The following is a 16,740-nucleotide window of genomic DNA, read 5'->3' on the forward strand; positions in this document are numbered from 1 at the left end:
AAAATCAAAAAAGTATGCTGTTGTAGATGTATCACTTCCTAGATAAAAAGGAAAAGTGTATGCATACTCTGCTGTTGATAAAAAAGCAAGACATAAAGGAATGCCTAAAAATAAATCAAGTAAAATAATCAAACATTTAATATCATCAGAATCCATAATAATAATTTTTGAATGATTATATAAATATTTGTCTAAAAAATAAATTTAATTTAATTTTAAATCTTTATAATCAAAATCTCCAGATTTTCATATCTTACAGGAATGAAAATGTACTTCCTCTTATCATCTTCCTTCACTCCTTCAAGAAGCAATTCGCCACAGTTAGGAATGAGCAGCATATGCTCATCACCATTTTCAGACATTTCGCAAATGTCATCTTCCCACAGGACTGCATTGACATAATCACAATACCAATCTTCAGGAACTTCAACTTTCAACTCATTTCCAAAATTTGCCTTAGTGGTCTTTATGATATAATCATTTTTTGAACATTCTATTTTCAAGGTATTCATCTTAAGCCTCCATTTAATGTTTCCTAATTTTCGATTTTTCAACTTCCATATTTAAGGCTTTTGAATTTCAGCATTGGCAATGACGAGATGATTATAATATTGATGTCATATTGTTAAAAATTGCAGTTTCACTTATAAGTTTTTCGGCACAGTTTCAGGAAAACAAGTTGAAGCAAATTTAATTAATTACATATTTTATCAAAATGTAAGTTATATCAACAGTAGCCATAATTATAACAGCAATGTTTAATTTAATTAAAAGTAGTGTTGGAATCAGTGAAAAGGAATTGATGTATGTAGATATGCTTGTGGTTTTTATTAAAAAAAGTAAAAAAAGAAGAATAATTTCATTATTCTCCAAAATCGAAAATTCATTTTGAGTCCTGAATGTTCAGCCAGTTCTCGAAGGCGTCCTTCATCTTCTCATGGACGGCATCATCAATGTACTTCTCCATATCCTTCTTCATGTTCTCGTTCTCTTCCTGAAGCTCATCTATCTTCTGCTGCAAGGATTTCCTTTCCTCGCTTGTAAGGAAACGGACCTCAACATTCTCGAAGCTCAAGTCAGGAATGCACCTCATGTACTCCTCCTTGATTGTCTCCTTCAGGTAATCGTTGTTGATGTAGTGGCTGTCCGTTACCAGCGGAGCCTTGTGCCCTTCCATAAGTGCGCTTATCCTTGCATCCACACGGTTCTTAGCCAATGTTGAGATGAAGAACTTCCTGAGCCCATGCGCATGGAACTTGGGGATTGTAGCAACGCTTTCGTCATAGGTCTCCTGACTGATCTCGCCATGCTCCAGCTTGTACTTGAAGACCCTTTCCCTCTCGGAACTCAGCTTCTCGCTGTATTGGGACAGGGTCCAGCTTATGCTGCTGGGCGCTATGAAGTTCTTGTACTTCCTTTGGCGGCTAGCAAAGAGAGGGTCATTCTTGGTGATCTTCAGGTCAGTGCCGTCCTTCTCGTTCTTCCATTCAAAGTACTTCACACGCTCGTTCAATGAGAAAAGCAAAAGGTCGCTGCTTTCAGGGGTGTTGCACACCTTGCAGGGAAGCCTGAACTTTCTGGTCTTTTGAGGGAAAAGCTCCCAGAACCCTATCATCCCGTCAGGTGCCGAATCCAGGAAGTCCTCGACCTCCGTGCATCCATGGTACTCCTCGGTCGCAGTCATGAAGTCCCTGATGGTCAATGACCTCATGTCCCTCACCCTCAGTCCTGTAACGGCAGCGAAGTTGATTATCGCCCTGTACTGAAGGTTTGCCGTGTCGAGGACATACTTTATGTCGTCCTTTGTCAGGAGATACCAGTCCCGTGGAGTGTCGTCCAGCTTCGGAGACTTGGGCAGTATGATTCCCAAGGTGCTCAGTATGGTCCTCATGTACCTGACATACGAGTCTATGCTCACCTCGGTGCAGCCCCTTCCCTTGAGGTATTCTATGAACTCAAACTGCATGATGTTTATCCTTGACTGGTTCGGGTTGAACCTTATGATGATGTTGTTCTCGATCCTATCGTTCTGCTGGCTTCTGAGCTCATGCACGGTCTTGTAGAACGGCTCTCCGGTGAACCTCACGAAGTTGGTGGCGGCATTGAGGTATGACTGCAGGCTGCTCTCCGTCAGGTTCGGTCTCTGCAACAGGTAGTTCTGGAATTCAGGGTCTTCCAATAGCTGTTGTCTAAAAGTCTTCATGATGATATATATCCCTCCCATATGAAATCTCTATTATCTAAGAGCATTTGAAAAGAAATGTTTTTTTAATTCGTAACTTTTAAGACAAATGTACAAAAATAGACACTAAAATTGGGGTTATATTGGGGTCAGACCCAGAATAATTAATTATTATTATAATTTACAAGTATATAAATATTTCGACTTTATACGAACAATATTAAATCATACAAATGAACTTTAAATCAATAAAGGCAATAATGTACAAAATTATACATTAAGGATTATAATTGAAAAAGATTATAATATAAAAGAACATAAAATAATATATTAAATGTATATTAAATAATGAATTTAAAATAATAAATCTATTGAAATGAGAGATAAAAAAAATTTAAGGATTATGCAATCATGATAAAAATAGCAAGAATAGATGGAGACGGCATAGGAAAGGAAGTTACAGAAGCAGGAGTGGCTGTTTTAGAATCTTTGGATTTGAACTTCGATTTTCTCGAAGCTGAAGCAGGAAGGGAATGCTTTGACAAGAATGGAACAACAATTCCTGAAGAAACCATCAAAATAGCTAGAAATGCAAAAGCCACACTTTTTGGAGCAATCACTTCCACACCTGGTCAAAAAAGTCCGATAATCACACTTAGGCAAGAGCTTGACACTTATGCAAATCTAAGGCCTATCAAATCATTCAAGGGCATAGACTGCCTTTTCGATGATTTGGATTTTCTTATAGTAAGGGAAAACACTGAAGGATTATACTCAGGCAATGAAACAATTGATGAGACTGAGGAAAAAGCAGTAGCCCAAAGGGTAATCACAAGAAAGGCAAGCGAAAGGATATCAAGACTTGCATTTGAGCAAGCCATTAAACTCAATAAAGAGTCTGTAACCTGTGTCCATAAGGCAAATGTATTGAAAAAGACAGATGGTGTCTTTAAGGAATCATTCTTTAAAGTTGCTAAGGACTATCCAATGATAAGAACCAATGACTACTATGTGGATGCAACAGCAATGTATCTTTTGACAAAGCCACAGGAATTTGATGTTATCGTTACAAGCAATCTATTTGGAGACATATTATCAGATGCTTCAGCAGGTCTTGTTGGAGGATTGGGACTTGCTCCTTCTGGAAATATTGGAGACAAGCATGGATTGTTTGAACCGGTCCATGGATCTGCACCAGACATTGCAGGAAGAAACATTTCAAATCCAATAGCTATGATACTTTCCGTTTCAATGATGCTTGAATACTTAAATGAAGACTATTGGGCAGAAAAAGTCAGAATCGCTTGTGAAAATGTCTTGGAGAAAGGAAAAGTGAAAACACCTGATTTAGGTGGAACAGATAAGACAATGGATATTGCAAATGAAGTGATCAATGAAATAAATAGATTATGCTGATCAAAATATTATTAATTAAAAGAGGAAAAACATGTTAAACTTAACAACATTTATTGATGCAAATGCACGTAGACTGGACAAGGATGTCTATTACTGTCCAAGCAGAGACCTAAGATACAATTCAACTGAAGTATTGCAGATTGTATCTGGAATTGGACAAAGCCTAAAGGATAAAGGAATTGAAAAAGGAGACAGGGTATTAATTTACTTAAACAACTCCCCAGAATACTTGTTTTCATTGCTTGCAATATGGAGAATAGGTGCAATAGCTATTCCAACCAATAGGATACTTACATCATCTGAATTGAACTATATGATTACTGATTCTGATGCAAAACTCCTAATCACTGATGATGATGCAGAAGACACATTAAAGAACCTCGATATTGAAGCATACGTCATAGAAAACTGTGAAAGCTTTTTAGGAAGTGAAGTGTTAGCTGCTGAGGAAACCGAATGGGATGACTTATGCCAATTGCAATACACATCAGGAACAACTGGAAAGCCAAAAGGATCAATGCTAACCCATGGAAACTGGTTTACAGCAATCCACAATGCATGTGACGTATTGACCTATAAGGAAAACGACACATTCCTCTGCATTTATCCAATGGCTCATGTAGGGATTATGTGGGCAATTGCAGCACTTAGAGCTGGAGCATTGACAATTACCATGGACTTCTTTGAAATAAACGAATACCTTGAATTATGTAAAAACGAAGAGGTAAGCGTACTATCAGGAATGCCTCCTGTAATCCACACCCTTACTAATCTTGAAGAGGAAAAAAGGGAAAATCTCGCTACTGTTAGGGAAATAATCAGCGGTGGAGGACCATTACACAGAAAGATTTGGAAGAAGTTCATGGGACAATATAACATTCCAATCATTAATGCATATGGCCTTTCCGAATCAATCGTAATCGGTACAGGAACAGTTATCAGACCTGAAGACTATGCTACAGCAGACAGGTATGAAAGTGTAGGCCATCCTGTATGTTTCTCTGAACTTAAAATCGTTGATGAGGATGACCCAAGCATTACATTAGGCCATTATGAACATGGGGAAATAGCCCTTAGAGGTCCTGCAATAGCTAAAGGTTATTGGGGAATGGAAAAGGAAACCAAGGAATCCTTCCTCGAAGACGGTTGGTTCCTCACTGGTGATATCGGTTACATCGATGAGGATGAACGTCTCTTCATTACAGACAGAAAGAAGGACATGATTGTAATGAGCGGATGGAAGATTTATCCAACTGAAGTTGAGGAAACATTGATCAAATATCCTAAAGTCGATGAGATTGCCATATTCAGCGTTGACGATATCCATAAGGGAGAACTTCCTGTAGCTGCAGTTGTATGGAAGGATGAAGAGGATCCCGATGGATTGGTCGAATACTCTAAGGAATATCTTGCAAGATACAAAGTCCCAAGAAAGATATTCACTATGGATGAGCTTCCAAGGGTAAACGGTTGGAAACTCCTTAGAAGAGAATTAAGGGAAATGTATTCAACTAAGCCAGAAGAATAATTTCTCAATATTTTTCTTTTTTTCTATTTTTTATAAAAACTTCATTCTTATTTTTTTATTTTTTATATCTCAAAATTTTTTTTCACCTAATTTTCACACCACATTACTTTATAATTTCTTATTTTGTAAAATATTTTAATTTTTTTCTAAATGATTAGATAATAAAAAAATAATAAATTGAACAAAATAATAAAAAATATTAATGTTACTAGGTTAAATATTATACAATTTTAAAAAAATCTAAACAATTTCTAGAAATATTTAAAAATATTTAAATACTTAATTCAATATACTATTAAACATAAAATCATAAGATTTTATGATTAAAGAAGGTGAAAAAATGGGTAAACTAGACGGAAAAGTAGCAATCGTAACTGGATCAACCTCCGGTATGGGCCGTTCTACAGCTAAATTATATGCTGCAGAAGGTGCAAAAGTTGTTGTAACTGGAAGAAACGAAGAAAGAGCACAAGCTGTAGTGGATGACATCGTAGCAGCTGGTGGAGAAGCATTTGCAGTTATTGCTGATATGGCTAATGTTGACGACATTAAAAAGATCTTTGACGAAACCATGGAAAAATATGGTACTGTCGACATTTTATTCAACAATGCAGGACTTTTAAGCGTAACCCCTCTCTTAGACATTACCAAAGAAGAATGGGACAAAGTATTTGCAGTTGACGTATACGCTCCATTATACTTAACCCAATTAGTAGCTCCTGTAATGAAAGAAAAAGGAAAAGGTGTTGTAATCAACACTTGTTCAGTAGCATCCTACGCTGCACACTTCGGATTTGTAGGTTACATCTCATCCAAACACGCTATCGCTGGTCTTACCAAATCCATGGCATTCGAACTTGGTCCAGAAATAAGATGTAACGGTATTGCTCCTGGTGCTATCCACACCGCTATGGTAGATAGTATTGGTGGAGTAGAAGCATTGCAAATGATGGTTGACGGAGCACCTATGAAAAGAGTAGGTCAAGGAGAAGATATTGCTGCATTAGCATTATTCCTTGCTTCTGACGAATCTGAATTCGTAGACGGTCAAATCATCAGATGTGACGGCGGATTTGAGTGTTAAGTTTTTTAAAGTAGTTGGATTTTTATCCGCTACTACTATTTTTATTTTTTATTTTTAATCCATATTAATAGCTATTTTTTAAAAAAAGTATTTAAAATAAAATAAAAAAATTAACTATTTTTAACTATTTTATTCTAATAGTGTTCTTAATAGTTAATTTTCCATAAGTTGAATAAATCACATGTTTGCCTCTTTTCAAGTTCTTAAGGCTTAAAGTAGCTATTCCTTTAGAATTGGTTTTTCTTTTGTAAGTTTTGGACTTGAATTTGAATTTAATGTATTTATATTTCAAGATCTTTCCTTGAGAATTAAGTAATTTAGCAGTGAATTTGACTGTTCTAGCTTTCTTCTTGGAAAGATTTTTTGTAACGATAGTTGGTTTTACAGTTACATTATTCTTGACGATGAATCCTTTGTAATTAACTGAAATAACATATGTTTTAGGTTTTAAACTTATTTTTAAGTAAGCATATCCATTATTATCAGTTTTTCTGCTATAGGTTTTACCGTTAATGGTGAACTTTACAGTGACATTCCTTGCAATTTTGCCATAGTCATCATAAACCCTAACCTTATAGCTGGAACCTGCACCATAATACATTATCAAATTCTTATTTTCACTAATTCTTGGGAAAACTCTGATTGTTTGTGTTTTCTCCTCTAATGTGTCAGGATTTTTAATTGTAACCTTGTAAGTTCCAGGATTAAGTGCATTACTAATGGCAACCATTCCATTTTCATCTGTTTTTAAATTGTAAGTTTTGCCTGCAAAGACAATTGAAACAGTCTGATTAGCTAAAGAATTGGAATCCTTATCCAATAGGCTTACGATATATTTTGATCCGTAAGTGTAATTACTGGAAGGGAGATTAATGCTTGATTTTACATTGATTACAGCTGAATTGGATGAGTTTTTATAAACTTTCTCTCCGCCATATCTTATTTCAAAAGCATATGTGCCTGTCGGCAAATTGATATTCAGTAAGGCTTCACCATTTTCATCTGTTAAGAGAGTGCCATTGACATCGTTTAAACTGTATTCAAGCACTTTTCCACCAAGAGGATTTCCACCCGCATCAGTCAATCTAACCCTATACTCACAACCGCTATTATAAACAGTATCCAAATCAGAAATAGTGATTATTGTACCTTTAGATTCAATTGTAAAGCTATAAATGAATTCATTAGACTCATAAAATGCATCATCAATAAAAATCCTTATATTATTCAAACCAAGTTTCAAATCAGTTAAATTAACGGATGCCTTACCATCTACAGATTCAATAGACATATTCATATCATCCAAAACAATCAATATTGTCTTATTGATTGAATCATTAAGCTCAATATTCACCAAAGCAGTATCCAAATCAACAGTAATATTTGCATCTAAAGTTACAGGTATCTTTTCTACATTTATTGATTGATTAAATGAGGAAGAACTGTAACCAATTGCATTAAATTGAGCGGATATTTCATTTAATCCACTTGTGAAATTATAACTAAGTTTTGCAACTCCATCAGATAGATTCAACTGTATAATTTCACCAGATAAATTGAAAATCACTTCACCGCAATCAACTGGATTGCCGAATTGGTCTAAAACATGAGCAGTAATATTAACCGGATTAGTGCGATCATAAACAATATCCAAAGTAGTTGTAGTGTCAATAGCAAAAACATTAATTGTCTGATTTTTCTCTTCAGAATTAATAGGGTTTATAATTGTAACATCATATGTTCCAGGAACTAAATCTAAATCCACTTTAGCTGTTCCATTCTCATCAGTCAATACATTATATGATTCACCTGCAATAACAATGATCACCTCTTGATTAATCAAGGAATCAGATGATTTATTCAATAATTTCACAATATAAGGATGTTTGTAAATATAATTCTCATCTAAAAGCAATATGCTTGTATTTACAGTAATCAGAGCAGAATTAGATGAGTTTACATATGCATTTTTTCCGTTGAATTTTACTTCAAGAGGATAAACACCTGTTTCTAAACTGATATTCAATGAAACTTCTCCATTTTCATCAGTTATGAGAATATCAGTAACATTGTTTAAGGTATATTCAATTTCTTTTCCACAAATAGGATTTCCATTCTCATCAATTAACCTAACTTTATACTCATAACCGCTATTATAAATGGTTTCTAAGTCTGCAAGAGAGATATTTGTGGCTATAGGCTCAATTGTGAAACTGTCAAGGACTTCATTAGACTCATAAAATGCACCATATAGAATAATTCTGATATTGTTTAAACCAATATGATAATCAGTCAAATTAAAGGATGCCTTACCGTCAATGGATTTTGTTGTATAGTTTACATTATCTAAAATTAAAATAATTGTTTCATTGATTGGTTTTGTAAGATTGATATTTACCAAAACAGATTCCGCATCAAATTCAATGTCTGCGGTCATATTAACTATCCTTATAATGTCTACACTTGAACTATCAGATGAGGAATCATAACCACAAGCTACAAACTCTGCAAATATTGTATTAAAACCTTTTTCAAATACATGAGAAAGTTTTGCCACTCCATTAGATACATTTACTGATAAGATTTCACCTGATAAATTGAATACCACTTGACCGCAATTGACTGGATTTCCATAATGGTTCAAGACATAAGCAGTTATGTTTACAGAATTATGCCCATCATAAACAACATTTAATGAAGTTGTGGTGTTTATTATATCAAATACTGTAAATGCTTTAATGCAAGCCACTTGTGAATTATACTTATGGCCATCATAATCATTCCATTCCAACTCGTATAGGTCTTCCCAATTAATACCATCATAACTTACAAAGGAAATGTTTTCCCTATAGAATTCATTGTTTAGGCTTACCCTTTCAGAAATAGGGAATCCTGCATCTCCAGTCACATTTATCCTAAAGACAACTTCAAATATATCCCCGACATTAAGAGGAATGTGTTCAAATAGGTCTATTGTCCAATATCCTGAACTTGAAAAACCGTATTGAGTTGATTTTAAAATATCATTTACATAAACAGACAATTCCCAGTCTGTATCCTTTTCAAAGTAAGTTGATACTGCAGACAAATATTCATTTTGAGTGGCATTGAATACATTCTTATACCATACAGTATCAGTTGTATTGAAGAAATAATCTGTTAGAGCCAAATCATATTGATAATTCTTATCGTATTTGATGCTATTGTTTAATACAAATACAAAGCCGCCAGTATTTGATCCTAACTTAAAGGAACTTACATCATAATAGGAAAGGTAGAAATATCCATCAGTATCCCAAGTTTCTCCCCAACTGTTTTTAGCAATCCAAGCGCCTTTTCCAGGAGCATTTGGAATATCTATGTCATCATCCCATCCAACAATAGCCACTCCATGATTAACAGATGCATCTTCATCGTTGTAAACATATCTGCCAATATTTGAATCAAACTTAGTGTGCATACCTAATGAAACGAAAGCAGCTCCATAATCCATTATAGCCCTTTTAATCATATCATTTTCAGTGAAATTATCCCTCTTTAAGTATAAAATATTCTGAACATGCAATATGCTGCTTAAAACAGGGGATAAAATACTACTATCAGAATATGGATCATCTGAATCAAAGACCGGACCTAACCAACTTACAAGATACCCAATAGCTAACCTATCGTTTCCCCCATAATTTGTTGACCAATTCCAACCATAAGGAGAGTATAATGCAGCAAGGTTTTTCATGTTCTCTTCTGAATAGTCTATTAAAGAAGTTAAATTTTCATCGTTATTCAATAAGTCAATGATATCGGCATATTCAGCATAATCATAAATCAATCCGGAACTGTTCATATTGTAAATCGCTTTAATGACAGATGATTCAAGACATGCAATTGTTGCAAAAGCCCAGCAGTTTCCACCATAGAATTGGTCTTTGAGTGAACTTACATAACCATAATCAGCCATATTGTAATAGGATGGAAGTGCCTCAGTATTCTCAGTTAAGTTAATTCTATAGAAAGTGTAATTATCTGCAAGGAAAATCAAATCTGTTTTTTCATATAGGTCACTGTAGCTTTCTGCATAATTGTTTTCATAAAAATTGTTAGCAATTGTATAGTTTTTATTATAAAAAGTGTAAATGGCACCTGCAGAAGCATTTGCAAAGTTATTTACAAATTCATTATCCTCAATTGAAAAGTCATACCTGTTAAAAATAAATACTGCTCCACCATCATTTGCCTTGTTATCATCAAATCTAGACTCAGAAAGACTCATATTACCATAAATTTGGTAAATTGCACCACCATAATATTTTGCAGTATTATTTACAAATTGGCAGCCAGTGATTTTCAAATCAGTGTTTACAGTAAAAATAGCTCCTCCATATAATGCATAATTGTTATAAAAGCTACAATTAGTCAAAATCACGGTATTTCCAGTATTGAAAGAATAAATTGCCCCTCCACAAGAGGTGCCTGAATTGTCATTGATTTTAGCAGTTCCATTATAAAAATTAACATTGGAAGCATTTAAAAAACTGTCAATGGCCCCGGATATAAACTGGAGATTGTAAAAAGTGATATTCTGGAGATTGAAAGTTTCATAGAAATCAAAACAATGATTTTCCCCAATACAATTAATGATTGTATTTGAGGAATCCTCTCCATAAATAGAAATATTCCAATGTTCATTTGAATTGACAGGAGTGTAATTGTAAGTACCGCTAGCAAAGTGCAAAATGGAGTTTTCAACTATCCTATCATCTGAAAATGTCTTATATGGACTATCAATGGAACCGTTTCCATTATCATCCAAAGCATTGGAGTCAAAGTATATATCTGTTTTTGGCTCTTCTTCAGGGATATCCTCGCCTTCACCAGCATTCAAATCATTATCTCCATAATCTATAATCAAATCATCATCAATTGAATCATCAATCATAAGATTATCCCCCAGTGAAGCCACATTGTCTTCTGCAGCAAAACTGACAGGAATGATGACCAATAATGATAGGATTATTGATAAGATAATGATTTTATTAATTTTCTTTAACAATTTTTCACCAAATATGAATATTAATTTTTTTATCTATATAATTTTAATTGTATTTTTAACAGTCAATTTTCCATAAGTTGAATAAATGGCATAATTGCCCTTTTTCAAGTTTTTAAGATTTACAGTAGCTATTCCTTTAGAATTGGTCTTTATTTTATATTTTACAGCCCCTAATTTAAAGGTAATGATTTTATTCCTTAAGATTTTACCTTTGGAATTAACCAATTTAGCAGTGAATTTAATTGTTTGGGCTTTATTTCTGGAAATGTTTTTTGTAATGAGAGGAATGACCTTTATTTTATTCTTAACTGTAAATCCTTTATAAGTTGCTGAAACAGTATAGGTTTTAGGATTCAAGCTAATCCTAAGGCTTGCAATTCCTTTGCTGTTAGTCTTTTTATAATATGTTTTGCCATTTAGTGTGAATTTAACTGTAACTTTTTTGGCAATTCTTCCATAATTGTCCAAGACTCTAACCTTATAGTATTTGCCTGCACCATAATACATGACCATATTCTTGTTTTGATCAATTCTAGCCAATACTTTAATCTTATGGGTCTTAAGTTCAGAAGTTTTCGGATTATTGACCTTTATAGTATAGGACCCTGGCTTTAGATGATTAGTAATCTTGACTATTCCATTATTGTCTGTCTTTAACTTATAGCTTTTTCCTCCAAATATGATTGTCACATATGTGTTCTTTAAAGGATTTAGCTTTTTATCCAAAAATTTCACACTGTATTTGGAGTTATAAGTGAAATTTGAATACTTTGGAAGCACAACAGTTGTCTTGATATTCACTTTAGCGGAATTGGAAGATTTCATATAGAGCTTCTCTCCCTTAAAGTTCACTACCATTTTATAGTTTCCTGCTTTTATATTGGTTAAGATTAATTCACCGTTTTTATCGGTTATGCCTGTATAAGTCTTATCCAAGACATATTCAATCTTTCTTCCAGCAAGAGGATTTCCGTTTTCATCAAGGAGCTTAATCTTGTACTTATATGGATTGCCGTATACAATTTCAAAATCATTTAGAATGATTTTTGTATCATATGTGTCAACTGTGAAATTGTAATATTCCTCATTGCAGTCATAAATTGCAGGATAAACTGCTACTCTAAGATTGTTTAAGCCAACTTTCAAGTCTGTTAAATTGATTGAAGCCTTTCCATTAATCGCTTTTGCTGTAAAGTTCTTATAGCCAAATATGAATAAAACTGTCTCATTCACTGTGTCATTAAGGATTACATTAACGAATGCACTATCGAAATAATATGAAATGTTTGTTTGCATTGCAAGATCATATTTTGTGATATTCACAGATGAATTTAGTGAGTTAAGAGAATTATAAGCGCATGATTCGAATTTCGCAGTTATGTTGTTTAATCCTCTTTTGAATATGTAACTAAGTTTTGCAACACCATTGTAAACATCTGCATATACAATATCTTCAGTCAAATCCTCATTAGTGAAAATAAATTTAACTTTACCGCAATTTACAGGCCTTTCATATTGATTTGTAACATTTACTGTAAAATTCACAGGATTGAAGCTATTTCCATCAACAGTAAGGTAATTCAAACTCCAATTAATTGTAGCATTCACTTTATCTAATATTGTAAATGCCTTTATGCAAGCCACTTGTGACTTGTAGTTGTGATCCGGATAACCATTCCATACAAAATCATACAAGTCAACCCAAGTTTTGCCATTATAACTGATAAATGAAACATTTTTCCTATAAAATTGATGGTTTAGGCTTACTGATTCAGAAATAGGAACTCCCACATCCCCTTTAACCTTTATATTAAAGACAACCTCAAATATGTCTCCAGCATTAAGATGGATAGGTTCTCTTAAGTCAATAGTCCAATAACCTGGATTTATGAATGCAGATTGAACCAGTTTCAATGTATTGTTTACATAAATTGACAAGGTATAATTACTTTCCTTTTCAAAGTAAGTTGAAACTGCAGTCAAATACTCATTGTCAGTTGCATTGAAAATATTCTTATACCATACAGTATTTGTCTTATTGTAGAAGAAATCTGTTTTAGCGATATCATACTGATAGTTTTTATCAAATTTAATTGTATCATTTAGAATGAATGTGAATGCATCTCCCCATTTTCCTAATTCAATGGAAGATTTATCATAATATGAAAGGTAGAAGTAACCCTCATCGCCACTGCTTGTACCCCAACTGTTTTTGGCTATCCAAGCCCCTTTTCCAGGAGCTCCAGGTATTTGAATATTATCATCCCATCCAACTATTGAAACTGCATGGTTACGGCCTGTAAGATTATTATATACATAATGGCCTATACTACTATTTTTTATAAAGCCTGATCTTGTACAAACAGGTGTGAAAACTGCCCCATAGTCCATTATAGCACGTTTAATCATATCATTATCAGTATAAGTGTCTCTTTTTAAAAACAGTACATTTTGAACATGCATTAGACTTGATAAGACAGGGGATAAAACACTTTGCTCATTATATATATCATCAGTATCATTTACTGGACCTAACCAACTCAAAAGGTATCCTAAACCCATATCAGGATATCCTCCTTCATTGGTTTTTTCATCCCATCCATAAATGGAGTAAAGCTCAGCAATGTTTTTCATATTTTCTTCAGATAAATCAATGCTATCTGGAGATGCACCAGTGGCTTTTAGGATACAGGATTCCAAAGTGGCAATTGTAGCAAAAGCCCAACAATTACCTCCTCCACCTTGACTTTTTATAGGAGTGACGTAGCCATTATCTGCAGAGCTATAATAACTTGGAAGATTCCCACCTGTGAGATTATAAGCATACATTGTATAGTTATTGTCTTGAATGATTAAATCTAAATCTGAAGAATTATATAGATTATCATAAACTTGTTTTGATGCAGTATTGTTTTCATAGAAATTGTCTATAACACTTTTATTGATGAAGAAATAGGATATTGCCCCACCATATACAATAGCTGAGTTATTAATGAAGTTATTATTGAGTATTGAAAGGGATTTGGTGCTTACAACAAAAATTCCTGCTCCATTTCTAGCATTATTTGATAAGAAAGAGGAATTGGAAACAGTCAGATTTCCATACATTTGATAGATAACTCCTCCATCATAGCTTGCAGTGTTATTGAATCCATATAACTTGCTTATTTTTGCATTTGTATTTAAGAATGTAAATGCTCCTCCAAAAGTGGATGAACAGTCAGAGACAGTCAAGTTAAATCCATTGAAATTTATTGAATTAAGATATAATGCTCCACCTGCATCACCACTGGACTTATCATTGATAAACTTTGTATTTTTTATGGTTAAATTGGTTTCAACAGTTAAATCTGACTCAGAAGTAATTGCTCCACCATAAAGAAGAGTTGCAGAGTTATTAATAAATTCACAATCAATGATTTCTGCATTAGGCCCTCTTAAAAAAATGGCCCCACCATATTGTGCGGAATTATTATAAAAACTGCAATTATTTAAATAAACGTTAACATCTTTAGATAAAGAATAAATTGCACCACCGTAAGCTCGATTATTATTGCAAAAAATCACATTAGAGGCCTTTAAATTACCTTTATTCTCAATTGGGGTGCTGAGTAATGAAATATTTTGAAGAATAAAATTATCATAAGCATAGATTGTCCTATTATTGCTTTTCAAGATTGATTGAGAGGGGTCTTGCCCAATTAAGGAAATCTCTTTAAAATAAACATATCCAGTAGCGGTAAGAACACCAGAATTAACTTTAATAATGGATTGGGAAGCCTTTTGTCCAACTAATTTAATATTTCTAAAAGTAATATCCCCATTCAAAGTAAGAACACCAGATTTACAGTTAATGGTTACACCGCTTGATGATTGTCCCATAATTGTAATATTTGTATAATCCGCAGGCAATTCCAATTCATAAACTCCTTTTGCCAAACTTATCACAGAATTGTTTTTTATTCTTGACTTTTTCAAATATTTATATGGATTTCCTTGAGTCCCATCACCATCATGGCTTACCTCACTATCAAAATAATAATCCCCTATAAGGATATCATTTCCAGATTCACTGTTCTCCAACACTTCATCTTCAAAATTTAGTGAATCCAAGGAATTGTCATCATCATCAACAGACACAAGCATAGACTCTGCAAGACCAAAGGAATCATCAGAAATTGAGGTATCATCAATGGAATCCTCATCAAAATCTGCTGCAAATGATGTTGGAATGATGATAATACAAAAGAAAACCATCAAACAAGCAAGAAGTTTATAATAAGTCTTATGCATTTTTCTTCTCCAAAAGTTTATTATATTTATAGTATATTTTTTATTATATAAAAATAATTAGTATAATATAAAAGGAATCAAAAAATTGAAAGAAGATGTATTATATGAAAATAATTAGTATAAACTTGAAAGGAATCAAAAAATTGAAAGAAGATAAATGAAAAATGTTCATCTAATAAAATACATTAAAAATTTAAAAAGTCAAAAATTTATCATTTAAAAAAAAAAAGAAATTTTTAAAAAAAAGTAAGAATAAGTAAATAAATAGAATTTACTTATAAATCATAGTTCCAATACCTTCTTTTGTAAAGATTTCAAGAAGCAAGGTATGTTTGATTCTTCCATCCAATATGTGTGCTGACTTGACTCCATTGTTTAAAGCTTCAACACATGTTTCAATCTTAGGAATCATACCGCCGGAAATGATCCCCTCTTCAATAAGAGCTGGAATCTCATCGATATGGATTCTTTGGATTAAAGTAGAAGGGTCATTTGGGTCTCTTAAGACACCTGGAACATCAGTTAAAATGATGAGTTTTTCTGCATCCATTTCACCAGCTATTGCACCAGCTACAGTGTCGGCATTAAGGTTCAATGTAGTGCCGTCAGCAGCTATTCCGATAGGGGAAATAACTGGAATGAAATCGTTTTCAGTATACATTTCAAGTATCTCTGGATTGATTTTCTTGATTTCTCCTACCAAACCTAAATCAATCTCTTCGATTTCACCGGTTTCCTCATCCTTAATTTTGTGGATTTTCTTGCATGCTTCAATAAGCTTATTGTCCTTACCTGACAATCCTGCACCTTTTCCATCATGCAAGCAGATTTGAGAGACAATGTCAGTATTGATATTTCCAACAAGAACCATCTTGACAATGCTCATGGTTTCCTCATCAGTTACCCTCAATCCCTTGATGAATTTAGGTTCTTTTCCTAATTTCTTCATGGATCTGGTAATTTCAGGACCTCCACCATGAACTACTATAGGTTGCATTCCCACGTATTTTAAAAGCACAGTGTCTCCTGCAGTAGAAGCCATAGCTTCATCATCCACCATAGCATGGCCTCCGTACTTGATCATGACCTTTTTATTGTAAAACTGTTTAATGTAAGGTAGCGCCTCTACCAAAATGTTTACTCTTTCCATTTCTATCACATAAATAAATCAATAAATATAAAATTTT

General features: G+C 33.5%; 8 protein-coding genes. 3 read left to right on the forward strand and 5 right to left on the reverse strand.

The genetic code is table 11. The features are described from left to right. Positions 1-215 precede the first annotated feature (215 nt). Both IJI80_RS08020 and IJI80_RS08025 read right to left on the reverse strand, forming a co-directional pair. Positions 216-512: a hypothetical protein gene (locus IJI80_RS08020; RefSeq protein ID WP_292789256.1), complete on the reverse strand. Its 297-nt coding sequence runs from the start codon at positions 510-512 to the stop codon at positions 216-218. A gap of 371 nt (positions 513-883) precedes the next feature. Beyond that, a complete protein-coding gene (locus IJI80_RS08025) occupies positions 884-2,224 on the reverse strand; it encodes a hypothetical protein (protein ID WP_292789259.1) in 1,341 nt (446 codons plus the stop codon). A 369-nt stretch (positions 2,225-2,593) separates the two neighbouring features. On the opposite strand from IJI80_RS08025, the gene aksF reads away from it, so the two are divergent. From aksF to IJI80_RS08040, 3 genes are all read left to right on the forward strand, one after another. Continuing rightward, positions 2,594-3,598 carry a homoisocitrate dehydrogenase gene (aksF, locus tag IJI80_RS08030; RefSeq protein ID WP_292789262.1) on the forward strand — a complete coding sequence of 335 codons (1,005 nt, stop codon included), beginning with the start codon at positions 2,594-2,596 and terminating at the stop codon, positions 3,596-3,598. A 31-nt stretch (positions 3,599-3,629) separates the two neighbouring features. Next, complete coding sequence (locus IJI80_RS08035) at positions 3,630-5,126, forward strand: class I adenylate-forming enzyme family protein (protein ID WP_292789265.1); 1,497 nt, start codon at positions 3,630-3,632, stop codon at positions 5,124-5,126. A 340-nt stretch (positions 5,127-5,466) separates the two neighbouring features. Next, the gene (locus tag IJI80_RS08040) at positions 5,467-6,210 is read left to right on the forward strand and encodes a glucose 1-dehydrogenase (protein ID WP_292789267.1); all 744 of its coding nucleotides are present in this window, start codon (positions 5,467-5,469) and stop codon (positions 6,208-6,210) included. A 124-nt stretch (positions 6,211-6,334) separates the two neighbouring features. Here IJI80_RS08040 and IJI80_RS08045 read toward each other — a convergent pair whose 3' ends face one another. From IJI80_RS08045 to argB, 3 genes are all read right to left on the reverse strand, one after another. Continuing rightward, on the reverse strand, positions 6,335-11,260 hold the full coding sequence (locus IJI80_RS08045; protein WP_292789271.1) for a C1 family peptidase: 4,926 nt from the start codon (positions 11,258-11,260) through the stop codon (positions 6,335-6,337). Positions 11,261-11,293: 33 nt separating this feature from the next. Continuing rightward, positions 11,294-15,553: a C1 family peptidase gene (locus IJI80_RS08050; protein ID WP_292789274.1), complete on the reverse strand. Its 4,260-nt coding sequence runs from the start codon at positions 15,551-15,553 to the stop codon at positions 11,294-11,296. A 271-nt stretch (positions 15,554-15,824) separates the two neighbouring features. Next, positions 15,825-16,703, reverse strand: a complete 879-nt coding sequence (gene argB / locus IJI80_RS08055) for an acetylglutamate kinase (RefSeq protein ID WP_292789277.1) — start codon at positions 16,701-16,703, stop codon at positions 15,825-15,827. Positions 16,704-16,740: the final 37 nt, after the last annotated feature.

Source organism: Methanobrevibacter sp. (genome assembly GCF_017432245.1).
In the GTDB taxonomy this organism is placed as follows: Archaea; Methanobacteriota; Methanobacteria; order Methanobacteriales; family Methanobacteriaceae; genus Methanobrevibacter.